This window comes from Mesorhizobium sp. GW821-FHT07A06 (assembly GCF_059419085.1).
In genome coordinates this window covers 691,208-708,124 of record NZ_JBWKRC010000003.1, presented here as the reverse complement: position 1 = coordinate 708,124, position 16,917 = coordinate 691,208, and the positions used below count along the sequence as shown (strand labels likewise).

At 65.0% G+C, this 16,917-nt stretch carries 14 protein-coding genes; 7 read left to right on the top strand and 7 right to left on the bottom strand.

Annotation, left to right across the window (positions count from 1 at the left end):
- The 6 genes from tsaE to AC07SZ_RS13935 all read left to right on the top strand — a co-directional run bounded on the left by tsaE (nucleotide 1) and on the right by AC07SZ_RS13935 (nucleotide 9,691).
- On the top strand, nucleotides 1–1,512 hold the full coding sequence (gene tsaE / locus AC07SZ_RS13960; RefSeq protein WP_494914671.1) for a tRNA (adenosine(37)-N6)-threonylcarbamoyltransferase complex ATPase subunit type 1 TsaE: 1,512 nt from the start codon (nucleotides 1–3) through the stop codon (nucleotides 1,510–1,512).
- Nucleotides 1,509–2,234: a nucleotidyltransferase family protein gene (locus AC07SZ_RS13955; RefSeq protein ID WP_494914670.1), complete on the top strand. Its 726-nt coding sequence runs from the start codon at nucleotides 1,509–1,511 to the stop codon at nucleotides 2,232–2,234. The genes tsaE and AC07SZ_RS13955 overlap by 4 nt, the downstream gene beginning before the upstream one ends.
- Nucleotides 2,231–5,365, top strand: a complete 3,135-nt coding sequence (gene addB, locus AC07SZ_RS13950; protein ID WP_494914669.1) for a double-strand break repair protein AddB — start codon at nucleotides 2,231–2,233, stop codon at nucleotides 5,363–5,365. The genes AC07SZ_RS13955 and addB overlap by 4 nt, the downstream gene beginning before the upstream one ends.
- Complete coding sequence (gene addA, locus AC07SZ_RS13945; RefSeq protein ID WP_494914668.1) at nucleotides 5,362–8,868, top strand: double-strand break repair helicase AddA; 3,507 nt, start codon at nucleotides 5,362–5,364, stop codon at nucleotides 8,866–8,868. Before addB ends, addA begins: the two co-directional genes overlap by 4 nt.
- A gap of 77 nt (nucleotides 8,869–8,945) precedes the next feature.
- Entirely contained in the window at nucleotides 8,946–9,272 is a 327-nt protein-coding gene (gene trxA / locus AC07SZ_RS13940) for a thioredoxin (RefSeq protein WP_056569026.1), read from the top strand.
- A 137-nt stretch (nucleotides 9,273–9,409) separates the two neighbouring features.
- The gene (locus AC07SZ_RS13935) at nucleotides 9,410–9,691 is read left to right on the top strand and encodes a cupin domain-containing protein (RefSeq protein WP_056569023.1); all 282 of its coding nucleotides are present in this window, start codon (nucleotides 9,410–9,412) and stop codon (nucleotides 9,689–9,691) included.
- Nucleotides 9,692–9,823: 132 nt separating this feature from the next.
- Here AC07SZ_RS13935 and AC07SZ_RS13930 read toward each other — a convergent pair whose 3' ends face one another.
- The 5 genes from AC07SZ_RS13930 to AC07SZ_RS13910 all read right to left on the bottom strand — a co-directional run bounded on the left by AC07SZ_RS13930 (nucleotide 9,824) and on the right by AC07SZ_RS13910 (nucleotide 15,167).
- Complete coding sequence (locus AC07SZ_RS13930; protein WP_494914667.1) at nucleotides 9,824–11,149, bottom strand: bifunctional folylpolyglutamate synthase/dihydrofolate synthase; 1,326 nt, start codon at nucleotides 11,147–11,149, stop codon at nucleotides 9,824–9,826.
- A 183-nt stretch (nucleotides 11,150–11,332) separates the two neighbouring features.
- Nucleotides 11,333–12,259, bottom strand: a complete 927-nt coding sequence (gene accD, locus AC07SZ_RS13925) for an acetyl-CoA carboxylase, carboxyltransferase subunit beta (protein WP_056569020.1) — start codon at nucleotides 12,257–12,259, stop codon at nucleotides 11,333–11,335.
- 96 nt (nucleotides 12,260–12,355) lie between these two features.
- A complete protein-coding gene (trpA, locus tag AC07SZ_RS13920) occupies nucleotides 12,356–13,195 on the bottom strand; it encodes a tryptophan synthase subunit alpha (protein WP_056569017.1) in 840 nt (279 codons plus the stop codon).
- Between the two features lies 1 nt (nucleotide 13,196).
- Nucleotides 13,197–14,417 (bottom strand): tryptophan synthase subunit beta, encoded by a 1,221-nt coding sequence (gene trpB, locus AC07SZ_RS13915; RefSeq protein ID WP_056569014.1) that lies wholly within the window; start codon nucleotides 14,415–14,417, stop codon nucleotides 13,197–13,199.
- A 90-nt stretch (nucleotides 14,418–14,507) separates the two neighbouring features.
- Nucleotides 14,508–15,167 carry a phosphoribosylanthranilate isomerase gene (locus AC07SZ_RS13910; protein ID WP_494914666.1) on the bottom strand — a complete coding sequence of 220 codons (660 nt, stop codon included), beginning with the start codon at nucleotides 15,165–15,167 and terminating at the stop codon, nucleotides 14,508–14,510.
- Between the two features lie 119 nt (nucleotides 15,168–15,286).
- On the opposite strand from AC07SZ_RS13910, the gene AC07SZ_RS13905 reads away from it, so the two are divergent.
- Nucleotides 15,287–15,505 carry a hypothetical protein gene (locus tag AC07SZ_RS13905; RefSeq protein WP_056569008.1) on the top strand — a complete coding sequence of 73 codons (219 nt, stop codon included), beginning with the start codon at nucleotides 15,287–15,289 and terminating at the stop codon, nucleotides 15,503–15,505.
- Here the strand turns inward: AC07SZ_RS13905 and AC07SZ_RS13900 are convergent, their stop codons facing one another.
- Nucleotides 15,506–16,264, bottom strand: coding sequence for a M48 family metallopeptidase (locus AC07SZ_RS13900; protein ID WP_494914665.1), 759 nt, complete (start codon nucleotides 16,262–16,264; stop codon nucleotides 15,506–15,508). It abuts the gene before it with no gap.
- 102 nt (nucleotides 16,265–16,366) lie between these two features.
- Complete coding sequence (locus AC07SZ_RS13895; RefSeq protein ID WP_172371179.1) at nucleotides 16,367–16,849, bottom strand: DUF2852 domain-containing protein; 483 nt, start codon at nucleotides 16,847–16,849, stop codon at nucleotides 16,367–16,369.
- Nucleotides 16,850–16,917 lie beyond the last annotated feature (68 nt).

Below are 16,917 nucleotides of genomic sequence, written 5' to 3'. Positions count from 1 at the left end.
ATGACGGGGCTTGTGCTGGAGCGTTTGCTTCCTGACGAGACACAGACCGCGCGGCTGGGCGAGGATCTGGCGCTGGCGCTGCGTGCCGGCGATGTGCTGGCGCTCAAAGGCGATCTCGGCGCCGGCAAGTCGACACTGGCGCGGGCGCTGATCCGGACGCTTGCGGACAATGCCGGGCTCGACGTGCCAAGCCCGACCTTCACTTTGGTGCAGAGCTACGACACGCGCATTCCGGTGCATCATTTCGACCTCTACCGCCTGTCGTCGGCGAGCGAGCTCGACGAACTCGGCTTCGATGAAGCGCTGGCGCAAGGGGCAGCCCTGGTCGAATGGCCCGAACGGGCGGAGGGCTATCTGCCGAAGACAGCGCTGTCGATCGAACTCGTCCAGCATGGCGAAGGGCGGCTGGCGCGGTTGTCCGGGCAAGGGGCGGCCTTCGACCGGGCGGCGCGGTCCCTGGCCATGCGCGATTTTCTCGACGGCGCCGGTTGGGGGACAGCGCGGCGCCGCCATTTCGTCGGCGATGCCTCGGCCCGTTCCTATGAGATCGTGACGTATGCTGGCCAAGAACCGCGCGTGCTGATGAACTCGCCGCGGCTGGTGCTCGGCCCGCCGGTGCGCGACGGCAAGCCCTATGCCGTGATCGCGCACACGGCCCAGTCGGTCTCCGCCTTCGTCGCCATCGACCGCGCCTTGAAGGCCGGCGGCGTCAGCGTTCCGCAAATCCATGCCGAGGATCAGGACCAGGGGTTTCTGCTGCTCGAACATCTCGGTTCGGAAGGGTTTCTCGGCAAGGACGGCGAGCCGGTGGCCGAGCGTTATGCGGCGGCCGCCGAACTGCTGGCCATGATGCATGGCAGGACCTGGCCGCGGCGCCTGCAAGCCGGGCCGGGCAGCTTCCACGAGGTGCCCCCTTTCGACCGCGATGCGATGATGATCGAAGCCGATCTTCTGGTCGACTGGTATGTGCCGGCGATATCGGGTGCCCCGGCCAGCGAAGATTTGCGCACGGGCTACGCCAGGCAGTGGAACGCGCTTTTCGATCGGCTGCAGGGAAGCGAATACACGCTGATGCTGCGCGACTTCCATTCGCCCAATATCATCTGGCGCGGCGACCGCTCCGGGCATGACCGGCTGGGCATCGTGGACTTCCAGGACGCGCTTATCGGCCCGTCGGCCTATGACGTCGCCTCGCTCGCCATGGATGCCCGTGTCACCCTGTCGCCCGGAATCGAAAAGCGGACACTGGATGCCTATGCTGCGGCGCGACATGCAGCGGGCGCTTTCAACGAAGCGAGCTTCCTGGAGGCCTATGCAATCATGGCCGCGCAGCGCAATTCGAAGATCCTCGGCATTTTCGTGCGCCTCGAAAAACGCGACGGCAAACCCTATTATCTCAGACACCTGCCGCGCATCCGTGACTATCTGCGCCGGGCGCTGTCTCATCCGGCGCTCGCCAGCTTGAAGGATTTCTACGACACGCACGGGCTGCTTGAGGAACGAACGCTGTGACAAGACCGGATACCGCAATCGTACTCGCCGCCGGGCTTGGCAAGCGCATGCGGCCGATCACCGACGCCATCCCCAAGCCGCTGGTCAGGGTCGCCGGCAAGACCTTGCTCGACTGGGGCCTCGACAGCCTCGCCGCCGCCGGCGTCGCCAAGGCCGTCGTCAACGTCCACTATCTTCCCGAGCAGATCGTTGCCCATGTCGCGGCGCGCCATGAGCCCCGCATCATCATTTCCGACGAGAGCGACCGGCTGCTCGACTCGGCAGGCGGCATCGTCAAGGCGCTGCAGGAACTGGGCGACCAACCCTTCTACATCCTCAACGCCGACACGTTCTGGATCGACCACGGCCCGCTCAATCTCGGCCGCCTCGCCCTTGCATGGGACGGCGCGAACATGGATATTCTGCTAATGCTGGCGGATCTCCATCAAGCGACCGGACACTGCGGCTCAACCGACTTCCTAGTGGCGCCGGATGGCACCCTGCGGCGTTCAAAAGGGGATCCGGCGGGCCTGATCTATGCCGGCGCGGCGATCGTCCATCCGCGCCTGTTCGCGGCCGCATCCGCCGAACCGCACTCGCTCAACGCCTATTTCGACAAAGCCATCGCCACTGGTCGCCTGTTCGGCATGCCGATGCACGGCCACTGGATCACTGTCGGCACGCCCGATGCCATTCCGCTCGCTGAAGCGGCAGTCGCCGGCGCGCTGACCGAGTCGCAATGAGCGGCCCGGGCCGCGTTTTCTCTATCCCCCCCGGAGCGCCGTTTCTGCCGACGCTGGCCGAGGCGCTGCTTGCCGGTCGACTGGTTCCCGGATTTCGCTTCGACGGCGATCCGCTCGCTCTGGCCGATGTCACCATCTATGTGCCGACGCGTCGTGCCGCGCGCGCCTTGCGCGGTGTCTTCGTCGACAGTCTCGCGGCGCGCGGCGGCGGCGGTTCAGCGATCCTGCCGGTCATCCGCCCGCTCGGCGAGTTCGACGAGGACGAAGCGGCATTCGATGCCGAGCCGTCGGCGGCGATCGATCTCGCGCCGCCGATCTCGGCGACCGAACGCCTGTTGCTGCTGACGCCGCTGGTACGCGCCTGGAAACGCCGGCTGCCGGAGCATGTGGCGAAGCTTTTCGCGGAAGAGATCGTCATCCCCGCCTCCACCGCGGACGCGATCTGGCTGGCGCGCGATCTCGCGGCGCTGATGGACGAGATCGAGACGGAAGGTACCGACTGGGCAAAGCTTGAAGGCCTGGTAACCGGCAACCTCGCCGGCTGGTGGCAGGTAACGCTCGAATTCCTCGGCATCGTCACCGATGCCTGGCCGAAATTCCTCAGCGAGAGCGACCGCTCCAACCCGGCCGCGCATCGCAGCGCGCTGATCCGCTCCGAGGCGGCGCGGCTGCGGCGCAATCCGCCGGCCGGACCGGTCATCGCCGCCGGCTCCACCGGCTCGATACCGGCCACGGCGGAGCTGCTTGCCGCGATCGCCCGCCTGCCCGGCGGCGCCATCGTGCTGCCCGGGCTCGACCGTACGCTGGACGAAGCGTCCTTCCAGGCGCTGATCGCTCCCGGAGCGCGGCCCGCGGTGCTTGGCCACCCGCAATATGGCCTCGCCAGGCTGATCGGCAAGATCGGCGTGCCGCGCTCGGATGTCGAGGAAGTCAGCGCGGCCGAACCGCAACTCGCGCTTCGGGCCGCGCTTGTCGGCGAAGCGCTGCGGCCTGCCGAGACCACCGAATTATGGGCCGAAACGCGCAATGGATTTTCGGCTCCCGATATTGCAGGCGCCTTCGCCGGCGTGACCCTGCTTGAAGCAGCCAGCGAACGCGACGAAGCCGTCGCCATCGCTGTCGCCCTGAAGCAGTCGGTGGAGGAGCCGGGCCAAAGAGCTGCCTTGGTCACCGGCGACCGCGCGCTGGCGCGGCGAGTCTCGGTCGAACTCAAGCGCTTCGGCGTTGTCGCCGACGATTCCGGCGGCACGCCGCTCGCCAACACGCCCGCGGCCAGCCTGCTTCGGTTGATGCTCGAAGCGGTGTTCCGGCCTGGCGATCCGATTGGCCTGCTGTCGTTGCTCAAGCATCCTCTGCTCGGCCTCGGTCTCGAACGCGCCGATGTGCGCCATGCGGCGGAACTGGTCGAACTGGTGGCGCTGCGCGGTGGCACCGGCCGCCCCGACATCGCATCGCTGCCGGAACTGTTCGAGGCCCGCCTAACCGGCCTGGGTGATGACAGCCGGCCGCCCTTCTGGTTCTCCCGGCTGACCGTGCGCGCCATCGAAAGCGCGCGGAATTTGCTCGAAGGTCTGAAGCAAGCTCTGGCACCACTGATGGCCTTTCGCGGCCAGGCGGATGCAGATCTTGCCGCCTTGGTCAAAGCCAGCGTTGTGGTCCTGGAAAATCTCGGCCGCGCCGCGGATGGCGGCCTAGCCGGCCTCTATGCCGGTGACGCCGGCGAAAAGCTTGCCGAACTGCTGCGCGGGCTGGTCGCAGCTTCGGCCCCGCTGTCGTTCGCGGCGAGCGAATGGCCCGATGTGATGGACGCGCTGATCGCGCCCGAAACGGTCAAGCCGGCGCAAGGCACCGACCGGAACATCGCCATCTGGGGCGCGCTGGAAGCGCGGCTGCAGGACGTCGACACGCTGGTCATTGGCGGGCTCAACGAAGGCGTCTGGCCGCGCAAGCCTGAGAGCGACCGCTTCATGTCGCGGCTGATGAAGATCGGCATCGATCTCGAACCGCCGGAACGGCGCATCGGCCTTGCCGCGCATGATTTCCAGATGGCCATGGGCGCGAAGAAGGTTTTGCTGGCCCGCTCGGCGCGTTCGGGCGACGCACCCGCCGTGCCATCGCGCTGGCTGCAGCGGCTGCTCACGTTCATCGGCAACGAGCAGGCGGCAACCCTGCGCGGGCGCGGCGACGAGCTGCTCGCCTGGGCCCGTGCGCTCGATACCGGACCAAAGCAGGATTTCGCGCCCCGCCCGCAGCCAAAGCCGCCCCTATCAGTGCGCCCGACGCATTTCTCGGTCACCGAGATCGAGACCTTGCGCCGGGATCCCTACGCCGTCTACGCAAGACGGATACTCGGACTGATGCCCCTCGATCCCGTGATCCGCGACCCCGGCGCGGCCGAGCGCGGCACGCTGTTCCATGCCATCCTGCATCTGTTCTCGTCCGAGGTGGCCGATCCGCGCGCGCCCGAGGCGCTTGCCGGCCTCATTGCCGCAGGCCGCGCCTGCTTTGCCGAGGCTGCCCTTCCGGCCGATGTCGAGGCGGTGTGGTGGCCGCGCTTCGAGAAGCTCGCCGCCAACATCATCGAATGGGAGCGCACACGCGCGGATGCGGTGGTCCAACGGCATGCGGAGGAGAGGGCGGGAAAGACCGTCGTCGGCCAGTCCGGCGTGACGCTGTCCGGCTACGCCGACCGCGTCGACCTGCTGGCCGGCGGAATGGCCGATATTCTGGACTACAAGACAGGCTCCTCGCCCTCCAAGGCGCAGGCGCACACGCTGCTGGCGCCGCAACTGGCGCTGGAGGGCGCTCTGCTGAGGCGCGGCGCCTTCAAGGATCTGGGCGCGCGTGAACCGTCGCAACTGGCCTTCATCAGGCTGAAGCCGAATGGCGAGGTGTTCGAGGAGTCCATCCTCGAACACAACCGCCAGCCTCGAACCGCGGCCGATCTTGCCGAAGAGGCCTGGGCACGGCTGGAAAAGCTGCTGGTCCACTACGCAGATCCGCAAACCGGATATCTGTCGCGCGCGCTGCCGTTTCGCGAAGGCGAGACCGACGGCGACTACGACCACCTTGCCCGCGTGCTCGAATGGTCGGCCGGCGGCGATGCCGGCGACGAGGGAGGGGAGGCATGAAGAAGGCCTATCCCATCCCGAGCGACACCGCGACCAGCCAGGCCCGCGCCGCCGATCCCATGAATTCCGCCTGGGTGTCTGCCAATGCCGGCTCAGGCAAGACCCATGTGCTGGCCCAGCGCGTCATCCGGTTGCTGCTCAACGGCACCGACCCGTCGAAGATCCTGTGCCTGACCTATACGCGCGCCGCCGCCGCCAACATGTCGAACCGGGTCTTTTCCACGCTGTCGGACTGGACCGTGCTCGGTGATGCCGAGCTGGCCGTGAAGATCGAAGCCCTGGAAGGGCGCCGGCCGGATCGCGACACCATGCGCCGGGCGCGGCGCCTGTTCGCCGAGGCACTGGAAACGCCGGGCGGGCTGAAGATCCAGACCATCCACGCTTTCTGCGAGTCCGTCCTCCACCAGTTCCCGCTGGAAGCCAACATTCCCGCCCATTTCGAGATGCTCGACAGCCAGATGGAGGCGTCGCTTTTCGCCGCTGCGCGCCGCGAAATGATTTCAGCCGCCGGCGACGCGGATTTGACCGAGGCCTTCGCCACTGTGCTGGAGCGCGGCGGTGAAGCCGGCCTCGATGCGTTGCTCGGCGAGATCGTGCGCAAGCGCGATGGCTTGCGCGAGTTCCTTGATGCGGTCGGGCGTGACGGTTTCCAACCTTTGTTCGACGAATTCCATTTCCGCCCCGGCCAGACCGCCGAGGGCCTGGCCGCATCGCTGTGGCCATTGCCGGGCTTCGTGCCGGACTATTTCGCCGGCTTTGCCCAGGCCGCCGAATCCACAGACGCCAGGTCGGTGCTGAACAACATCCTGCCCTATGCGCGTCAGGCCTTCGCAGAGAGCAATCCCACTCGCCGCCTGCAATTGCTCGCCAGAGCATTCCTCAAGGCCGATGGCGATCCCTATGATCCGGCAAAGGCCTTCAAGAAGGCTCTGACCGACCGCCTGCCGGATCTGGGCGAACGCTACCTCTCGGCGGCGAACGCCATCATCGAAACCGTCGACCGCCTGGCGCTGTTCCGGATGCTGGAAGGCACTCGTGCGGCGCTGACCATCGCCGACTGGCTGATCGCCCGCTACGAGGTACTGAAGCGCAGTCGCGGCTTTCTCGACTTCAACGATCTGATCACCCGCACGGTCAACCTCCTGGCACGGCCCGATGCCGGCCCATGGGTGCAATACAAGCTCGACCAAGGCATCGATCACATCCTGCTCGATGAAGCGCAGGACACCAGCCCGGATCAATGGGAGGTGGTGAAGCGGCTGGCGGAGGAATTTTTTGCCGGTCTCGGCGCGCGCGACAGGGTCCACCGCACGGTCTTTGCCGTCGGCGACGAAAAGCAGTCGATCTATTCCTTCCAGGGCGCTGCGCCCGACTCCTTCGCCGACAGCCGGCTGTTGTTCGCCGGCAGGGTGCGCGATGCCGAGGCGTCGTTCGCCGACCTCAAGCTGACCTGGTCGTTCCGCTCGACCGACGATGTGCTCGCCGCCGTCGACCGCGTCTTTGCCGATCCTGTCGTGCGGCGCGGCATCAGCCACGATCCCGATCCGCTGAGCCACAAGGCGATCCGCACCGATGCGCCAGGCTATGTCGAGGTCTGGCCGTCGCTCGGCACTGAAGCCGTCGACGAGCCCGACGACTGGACGCAGGCGATCGACCATGCCCATGCACCGGCGGTGCGCGTCGCCGAGAATGTGGCGGCCACCATTGCCGGCTGGATCGGCAAGGGCGAAATCATCGAGGGCCGCGGCAAGCGGCTTCGGCCCGGCGACGTGCTGGTTCTGGTGCGCAAGCGCGACAGCTTCGTCCATGCACTGACCCGCGCCTTGAAACGCCGCGACATTCCAGTTGCCGGCGCCGACCGGCTGAGCCTGCCCGGCCATATCGCGGTCAAGGACCTGATCGCGGTCGGCCATCTGCTGATCCAGCCGCAGGACGATCTGTCGCTCGCCGCCGTGCTGCGCAGCCCGATCTTCGACTTGCCGGAGGAGACGCTGTTCACACTCGCCGCGCAGAGGGCGCCCGGCCTGTCGCTGGCCGCGTCACTGCGCCAGCATGCCGGAGAAAACGAGCGCCTGGCGAAGATTGTCGCGCAACTTGACCTCTGGGCTGACGAGGCCGCCTTCAAGCCGGTGTTCGAATTCTATGCCAGCCTGCTGGCCCGTGACCACGTGCGTAAAAGGATGATCGCGCGGCTCGGACCGGAGGCCGGCGATATTCTCGACGAATTCCTGAGTTTCTGCCTTGCCGAGGAGCGGACCGGCCTGCCCGGGCTGGAGGCCTTCCTGTCGACGCTGGAGAATGCCGGTCCCGAGATCAAGCGCGAGATGGACCAGACCCGTGACGAGGTCCGCGTCATGACCGTGCACGCGGCCAAGGGCTTGGAGGCGCCGGTCGTTTTTCTGGTCGATGGCGGCTCCGCCCCGTTCAGCGACCAGCATCTGCCGCGCCTGATGCCTTTCATGGGCTCGGGCACATACTGGGACGGCAAGGGCTATCTCTGGCGCTCGGCAAGCGATGTCGCCAACGGCTTCTCCAGGGCCGCGGCGGTGCGGGCACGGGAACTCGCCGACGACGAATATCGCCGCTTGCTCTATGTCGGCATGACCCGTGCCGAGGACCGGCTGATCGTCTGCGGTTACCATGGCAAGCGGGCGCCGAATGCCGGCACCTGGCATTCGATCGTGAGCCGCGCCTTGATCGGTGCGCCCGAGAGCGAACAGCGTCCGCATCCCGCCGGGGGCGACCCTGTGCATCGTTTCCGCGTGACCAACCTGCCGCCCGTCGCGGCGGGCGCCAGTGAACAGGCGCGGCAGGCCAGTGCTTTTGACCCGTTGCCGGCGACCCTGTTCCGGCCCTTGCCACCCTTCGAGGACCTGCCGCGGCCGCTGTCGCCGTCCGGCGCCTCGGCGCTGATCGACGAAGGCAAGGAAGCGGTGATCGACAGGGCTTCGCCAGTGCTGGACGCCGATGCCGAGCCCGGCTTTGCCGTGCTGCGCGGGCTCGCCTTGCACAAGCTGCTGCAGATGTTGCCCGGCATTGCCGAGGCTGAGCGCCAGGGCGCGGCCGAGCGTTATCTCGCGCGAACAGGTGCCGCATGGCCGCCGTCAGAGCGGGAAAAGGCCCTTGCGTCGGTCATCGCCATCCTCGACGACCCACGCCTCGGCCAATTGTTCGCGCCCTCGTCGCGCGCCGAGGTGGCGATCATGGGCAAGTTGGACGTGAGGGGGAAAAAGCGTTCCATTTCCGGCAAGATCGACCGCTTGGCGGTGACCGCCGACACGGTTTCGATCGTCGACTACAAGACCAACCGGCCGGCGCCTGCCTCGCTGGCTGAAGTCCCGCCGGCCTATCTTTTGCAGTTGGCGCTTTATCGCGCGCTGCTACAGCCGCTTTATCCCGGGCGCGAGGTGAAGGCGGCCCTTTTGTTCACCGAAGCGCCAAGGCTGATCGAACTGCCGGCCCAGGCCATGGATGACGCCCTTGCCCGACTCACGGGAGCGTGACACAAGACCTGCTTGAAGAAGGGCGCGACAACCACCACATTTGGTGGGACAAAAAACTCTCGAAAGGAATTTTCCGCATGGGTGCCACCGTCAAGGTCGACAAGAACAATTTCCAGGCCGACGTGCTCAACGCCAAGGAGCCGGTCGTGGTGGATTTCTGGGCTGAATGGTGCGGCCCGTGCAAGATGATCGCGCCGGCGCTTGAGGACATCGCCCTCGAACTCGGCAGCAAGGTCAAGATCGCCAAGCTCAACATCGACGAGAATCCCGAGCTTGCCGCGCAGTTCGGCGTGCGCTCGATCCCGACGCTGATGATCTTCAAGGGAGGCGAAGTCGCCGACATGAAGGTTGGCGCCGCTCCGAAGACCGCGCTGTCGCACTGGATCAACGGCAGCCTCGCCTGATCCAACTGAAATTCCTGACAGCAAAAGCCCGGCCATCGTGCCGGGCTTTTTGTTGGCGTCATCGCTGGGTTGCTCTGGCCCTCACATCAGGTCACGCCATGTCTTCTGTTGGCAGCAACAGAAGCAGGGAGAACGTCATGACCGGATCCGCCAAGGCCACCGTCTTCATCGACAATGAGCGTGTCATCGTCACCGAGTACCGCTTCCAGCCGGGCGACAACACCGGCTGGCATCGACATGGGCACGACTATGTCGTGGTGCCGCTGATGGACGGCAAACTCAAGCTGGAAACCAAGGACGGTGAAACCTTCGCCGAGATGAAGAAAGGCGTGCCTTATTTCCGCAAGGAGGGCGTCGAACACGATGTCATCAGCGCCAATGAGGGCGAATATGCTTTCATCGAGATCGAGCTGAAGTAGGCGGCCGCATTGACTAGAGCATTTCACCGTTTCACGGAAACGGCAAACTGCTCTAACTCATTGTTTTAACGCAACTCCGGACGGAAAACCGTTTCACACTTTTCCTGGAATTGCTCTGGGCGATGGACGGCCTCACGTCGGCGGTGTGCCGTTCTCGGCCAGTACTGCACCAGCCAGATAGAGCGATCCCCCGATCAGGATGCGGGGCGCTGGGCCGTCCCAGGTGTCGCGCAGCAGCATCAGCGCGCTGGCGACGGAACTGACCGGCTCGGCGGAAAGCCCGGCTTCCGTGGCGCGGATCGCCAGCTCGTCGTTGGGCACGCCGGCATCGCTCATGCTCACCGGCACGGTATAGACATGCCGGGCCAAGCCCTTGAAGGCGCGGAAATAGCCGCTCTGGTCCTTGGTGTTGATCATGCCCGAAATGAGGAACAGCGGGCGCGGGTTCTTTTCTTCCTGCTCGGCCAGCGCTTCGGCGACGACCACGCCGGCGCCCGGGTTGTGGCCACCGTCGAGCCAGATGTCGGCATCCTTCGGCGCCAGCTCCGCCAGACGGCCCTGCACCAGCTTCTGCATGCGACCGGGCCAGGCGACATTGGTCATCGCCTTTTCGGCGGCGCGGTGGCTGACCTCGAAGCCCGCCGCCTTGACCGCGGCGATCGCAGCCGCCGCATTGGCGAATTGGTGGCGCCCTGGCAGCCGCGGCATCGGCAGGTCCATCAGGCCATCCTCGTCCTGGTAGACCATGCGGCCGTTCTCCTCGAAGGCCAGGAAGTCCTGGCCATAGACGAAGGTCGGGCACTCCAGCCGCTCGGCGGTCTCGATCAGCACCTGCAGCGCCGTCTCGCTTTCCTGGGCGCCGATCACCACGGGGCAGCCGCGCTTCATGATGCCGGCCTTTTCGGCAGCGATCAGTTCGACCCGGTCGCCAAGATAGGCCTCATGATCCATCGACACCGGCATGATCACCGACACGGCCGGCCTGGCGACGACATTGGTGGCGTCGAAGCGGCCGCCGAGGCCGACCTCGATGATGGCGGCATCGGCCGGATGTTCCGAAAACAGGATGAAGGTGACGGCGGTGAGGATCTCGAAGACGGTGATCTTCTGGCCGTCATTGGCCTTGGCGACGCGGGCAATGGCCTCGGCGAAGGTCTCATCGTCGACGAGTTTGCCACCCCCCTCGGCGGCGAGCCTATAGCGCTCGGCCCAGTTCACCAGATGCGGCGAGGTGTGGACATGCACGAGACGGCCGGCGGCTTCAAGCAGCGCGCGCGAAAAGGCGGCGCAGGAGCCCTTGCCGTTGGTGCCGGCGATGTGGATGACCGGCGGCAGCAAGTCCTGCGGATTGCCAAGCCGCTCCAGGAGCCGCGTGATGCGGTCGAGCGAAAGGTCGAAACCTTTCGGGTGAAGCGCCATCAGGGCTTCGATTTCGCGGTCGGCGGCAAGCGTTGTCATGACAAAATCCCGGCGCATGGCCCGAGCACCAGAATCAACCCGGAATGGCCATGGCAATCAAAAGGCTACAGCGCGCCATGGACATGGCGCAATCGCTGTTCGCGGCGGCCCAAGTCGTGTCTTGTGCACGTCGTCCTCCCAAAACCGAGGCCACTTTTGGACGACATGCACAGTGTCGCGTCCTCAGGCTTGCGGCCGGGCTTCGGTCGCAACCATCGCCGGCGGCAGGATTTCCGGCTCGAGCGGCTTTTGCTCCTCCGGCATCTTGAGCAGCATCTTCAACAGCCGCGCGATGGTCTGGCGCAGTTCGAGCCGCGACACCACCATGTCGACCATGCCGTGCTCCATCAGATATTCGGAGCGCTGGAAGCCATCGGGCAGTTTCTCGCGGATGGTCTGCTCGATGACACGCGGTCCGGCAAAGCCGATCAGCGCGCCCGGCTCGGCGATATGCACGTCGCCCAGCATGGCATAGGAGGCGGTGACGCCGCCTGTGGTCGGGTTGGTCAGCACGACGATGTAGGGCAGGCCGGCTTCCTTAAGCCGGTCGACGCCGACCGTCGTGCGCGGCAGCTGCATGAGGGACAAGATGCCTTCCTGCATGCGCGCGCCGCCGGACGCGGCGAACAGGATCAGCGGCCGCTTGCGCTGCAGGGCGACCTCGAATGCGTGTACGATGGCGTCGCCGGCGGCCATGCCGAGCGAGCCCCCCATGAAGGCGAAATCCTGCACCGTCACCACCACCGGCAGGCCTTCGATGGTGCCCAGCGCGTTGACGATCGCGTCCTCCAGCCCGGTCTTGGCCTTGGCGTCCTTCAACCGGTCGGTGTAACGCTTCTCATCGCGGAACTTCAGCGGATCCTGCACCACCTTCGGGTTTTCGAGCTGTTCGTATTTCCCGTCGTCGAGGAAGTACTTCAGCCGCTCCTTGGCCGAAATCTTCATGTGATGGCCGGAAGACGGGATGACGAACTGGTTGGATTCCAGATCCTTGTGGAACACCATCTCGCCGGTCTCGGGATCCTTGATCCAGAGATTCTCGGGCATGTCGGTGCGCCGGCCGAGCATCGAATTGATCTTCGGGCGAACGTAATTGGTGATCCAGTTCATCGCTTCGGCTCCTGTCCTGACGAAGAGTTGCTAATGCATGTCGCCCAAAAATGGGAACCGGTTTTGGGCGACATGCACAAACTTGAGGTAGGAGAACTATTCGGCGGCAGCAAGGCGGGCCGAGCGCACGCCTTGCGCAAGGCCGCTGACCAGCGTGGCGACGGCCTCGGCCGGGTCGGCGGTCTTTTCGCCCTTCGGCCCCAGCACATTGGCGACCGCATTGACGATCGCGGTGCCGACGACGACGCCATCGGCATTGGCGCCAATGACACGCGCCTGTTCGGCGGTCTTGACACCGAAGCCGACGCAGACCGGCAGGTTGGTATGGCCCTTGATGCGCTTGACCGCCGCCGCCACCTTGCCGGTGTCGGCAAGTGCGGCACCGGTGATGCCGGTCATTGACACGTAGTAGACGAAGCCAGACGTGTTCTGCAAAACCTTGGGCAGCCGCTTGTCATCCGTGGTCGGCGTCGCCAGCCGGATGAAGTTGATGCCAGCCTTGAGCGCCGGTATGCAGAGTTCCTCGTCCATTTCCGGCGGCAGATCGACGACGATCAGCCCGTCTATGCCGCTGGCCAGCGCATCCCTGAGGAAGCGGTCGACGCCGTAGACGTAGATCGGGTTGTAATAGCCCATCAGCACGATCGGGGTTTCATTGTCGCCGGTGCGGAAATCCGACGCCATCTTCAGTGTCTTCACAAGGGTCTGGCCAGCTTTCAGCGCACGCAGGCCCGCTGCCTGGATCGCCGGTCCATCGGCCATGGGATCGGAAAACGGCATGCCGAGTTCGATAACATCGCTGCCGGCGCCCGGCAGGGCTTTCATGATCGACAGCGAGGTTTCGTAGTCCGGGTCGCCGGCCATGAAATAGGTGACGAGCGCCGGCCTGCCTTCGGCCTTGAGTTTCGCCATGCGGCGATCGATTCGGGTGGTCATTCTAAAGCTCCATCCCCAGAATTTTGCCCACAGTGAAAATGTCCTTGTCGCCGCGGCCGCACAAATTCATGACGATGATCTGGTCCTTGCCCATCTTCGGCGCGCGCTTGATCACCTCGGCCAGCGCATGCGCCGGTTCCAGCGCCGGGATGATGCCCTCCAGCCGGGTCAGCAGCTGGAACGCCTCTAGCGCCTCTGAATCCATGATCGGCACGTATTCGACACGGTTGGATTCCTTCAGCCACGAATGTTCCGGGCCGATGCCCGGATAGTCGAGGCCGGCCGAGATCGAATGGCCTTCCATGATCTGGCCGTCGGAGTTCTGCAGCAGGTAGGTACGGTTGCCGTGCAGAACGCCTGGCGAACCGGCGGTAAGCGAGGCACAGTGCTCTTCGCCATCAAGGCCCTTGCCACCGGCTTCGACGCCGACAATCTTCACATCCGTGTCGTCGAGGAACGGGTGGAACAGGCCGATTGCGTTTGAGCCGCCGCCCACCGCTGCGACAAGCAGGTCCGGCAGCCGGCCTTCCGCCTCCAGCATCTGTTCCCTGGCCTCGCGGCCGATGACCGACTGCAGCTCCCGCACGATTTCGGGATAGGGGTGCGGACCCGCGGCGGTGCCAATCATGTAGTAGGTGTCATCGACATTCGTCACCCAATCGCGAAGCGCCTCGTTCATGGCATCCTTCAATGTGCCGTGACCGGAGGTGACCGGCACAACCTCGGCGCCGAGCAGCTTCATGCGGAAAACGTTGGGCGCCTGACGCTGCACGTCGGTCGCACCCATGTAAACCACGCAAGGCAAGCCGAAGCGCGCGGCAACCGTCGCCGACGCAACGCCGTGCTGGCCAGCGCCTGTCTCGGCGATGATGCGCGTCTTGCCCATGCGCTTGGCCAGCAGAATCTGGCCGAGGCAGTTGTTGATCTTGTGTGAGCCGGTGTGGTTGAGCTCGTCGCGCTTGAAATAGATTTTCGCGCCGCCGAGATGCTGGGTCAGCCTTTCGGCGAAATAGAGCGGACTGGGCCGGCCGGTATAGTGCTTGTTGAGATGCTCGACCTCGGCCTTGAAGGCCGGGTCGGTTTTGGCGAAGGTCCAGTGCTTTTCGAGGTCCAGGATCAGCGGCATCAAGGTTTCGGCGACGAAACGGCCGCCAAACATGCCGAACATGCCTTGCTCGTCAGGTCCGGTGCGAAAGGAATTGGGTGTCGCCGGCTTGTTCATCGCCGATCTCCTAACTGCTATGTTTTGAGCATATCCTCATCGGAAAACCGGATACCACTTTTCCGGGACATGCTCTCATTGGAAACACTTTCAGGCGGCGCGGTCGTCGCGTACTGCCCGGACGGCCCGGAAAAACTGTTCGATCAGCGCCGGATCCTTGACGCCCGGCGCGCTTTCCACGCCCGACGAAATGTCTATTCCGGGCGGGTTGGCAAGCCGAAGGGCATCGCCGATGTTGGCGGCGTTGAGCCCACCGGAAAGCATGTAATCGACGCCGGCGTCAAGGCCGGCAAGGATGCGCCAGTCGAAGGCCACGCCATTGCCGCCCGGCAGCACGGAGCCCTTTGGCGGCTTGGCGTCGAACAGGAAGCGGTCGGCAACGCCGATGAACGGCTCGATCCGGTCGAGATCGGCGGCCTCGCTGAGCGGCAGCGCCTTCATCACCGGCAGCCCATAGCGGACCTTCAGTTCGGCCACCTGCTCAGGTGTTTCCGACCCGTGCAGCTGCAACATATCGGGCTGCATGGCTGTGACGATCTGGTCCAGGAAGGCGTCACTGGCGTCGACCGTGACGGCAACCGCCAAGGCCTTGCCGCGCGCCGCTTCGCGCAGACGGCAGGCGTGCGCCGGCTCGACATAGCGAGGGCTCTTGGCGAAAAAAATGAAGCCGACATGGGTGGCGCCGCCGGCCAGGGCCGCGGCCATTGCGTGGTCGGTCTTCAAGCCGCAGATTTTTATATCGAGCGCCATGGCGCGGGAATTGGCACGAAATCGCGACAGAGTCGAGAAAAAGCATGCTGTTTGCCGGCAGCGCCAAAGGCGCTACCTATTGATGGACGGATAGACAGCATGCCGGGTGGGAGAAGATCATGGCTGACACAACCATTACCGAACTGAAGCAGAAGATCGCGCAGGCACACCAGGTCATCGCGCATCTGATGGACAAGGCCGCCTTCAACGGCGCCGAAGCGCATCGGGCGCTGGACTATTTCGGTGGCGATACGTTTGACCGGAATTTCCTGCCTTGGCCGCATCACGGCGATGAGGGGCTGCGGCCGGATGAACTCAATGCCGCCAACGACGATTGACTACTCGAACACAATCGCCTGCAGCGCGCCGCCATTGCGCTTCAGCCAGTCCTTGCAGCGGTCGGTGTCGGGGCAGAGTTTTTCGCACAGTTTCCAGAATTTCGGGCCGTGGTTCATCTCCTTGAGATGTGCCACCTCATGCGCCACGAGGTAGTTTATCACGGGCTGCGGCGCCATCATGATGCGCCAGGAGAAGGAGAGATTGCCCTCCGAGGTGCAGGAGCCCCAGCGGCTGGACGTGTCCTTGTAACGGATCGCCTTGGCGCGCTTGCCGAGCGCCTCGGTGTGCCTGACCACCAGCTTCTCGATCTCCTTCTTGGCCTCGCGCTTGAGAAAATCGGCGATGCGGCGCGGCAGATGTATCCGGTCGCCATGCACGATCAGCAGCGGCCCGCGCTCGTCGCGCGATACCGTGACGGTACCGCGCTTTGACGGCTCATGGACGATACGGTGCGGCACGCCCCGGATCGGGATCCTGATGCCCGGCCGCACCTGTGGCCGCGTCGGCACTTTGGCGAGCCGCTGCTCCAGCCAGTCCTGGTGGCGCTCGAGGAACCTGTCCACCTCGCCGCGGCGCAGGCCCGGCGGCACGGTGATGCGCAGGCCCTGGCCGCCGGAATCGATGCGCAGCGTCAGCCGCCGCGCTCTGGCGCTCTCGACGATCCTGAGCGGCAGCGTGCGGCCGGCGACGCAATATTCGCGCTCCACGACTGGCGTGGCCTTGGGCTTCGTCAGATTGCGGAAGAATCCGATGGTCATGGCGGGACGATACGCGATTCGAGAAAAACGACTAGAACAAAAAAGAAACGGCGCCGCTCGCGCGACGCCGTTTTTTTTCACGATCAGGCTTGTCGCAAAGCCTCAGTCGTCAAGCAGGTTCGAGCCCTTGCCGCGCTTGGTCGAGGTCGTGCCGGTGCTCGGATCGGTCTTCGCCGGAGCGGTCGACTTGTTGCGCTTCGCCATGAAGCGGTCGAACTCGTCCTGATCCTTGGCGCGACGCAATTCGCGGGCATAGTCGTCGAACTCGGTCAGCATGTCGTCGAGCTTGCGACGTTCCTCGGCGAGACGCTCAAGCTCCTTTTCGCGCCAGTCGTCGAAAGCGACGTTGCCGGTGCGGGCGGAGCCGTTGCCCCAGCGCGCGGCCTTGTCGGAACCACGGCGGCAGCCGGCGAAAATGCCGTCGGTCGCGCGGTTGACGTCACGCTTGAAGCCGTCGAGCCGGTCGCCCCAGATGATGTAGGCGAGCATGGCGAAGCCGAGCGGCCAGAACACCATGAAGCCGATCACCATCAACGCGATGGTTGCCGGCGTCCAGGCCGGGCGGATCAATGCAGATGTGTTCATTTTCTCCCATTCCTTCGGTTGGAGACAGCCAGGACCGGCTGCGTGGAATCGAAATGGGAAGGCAAAAA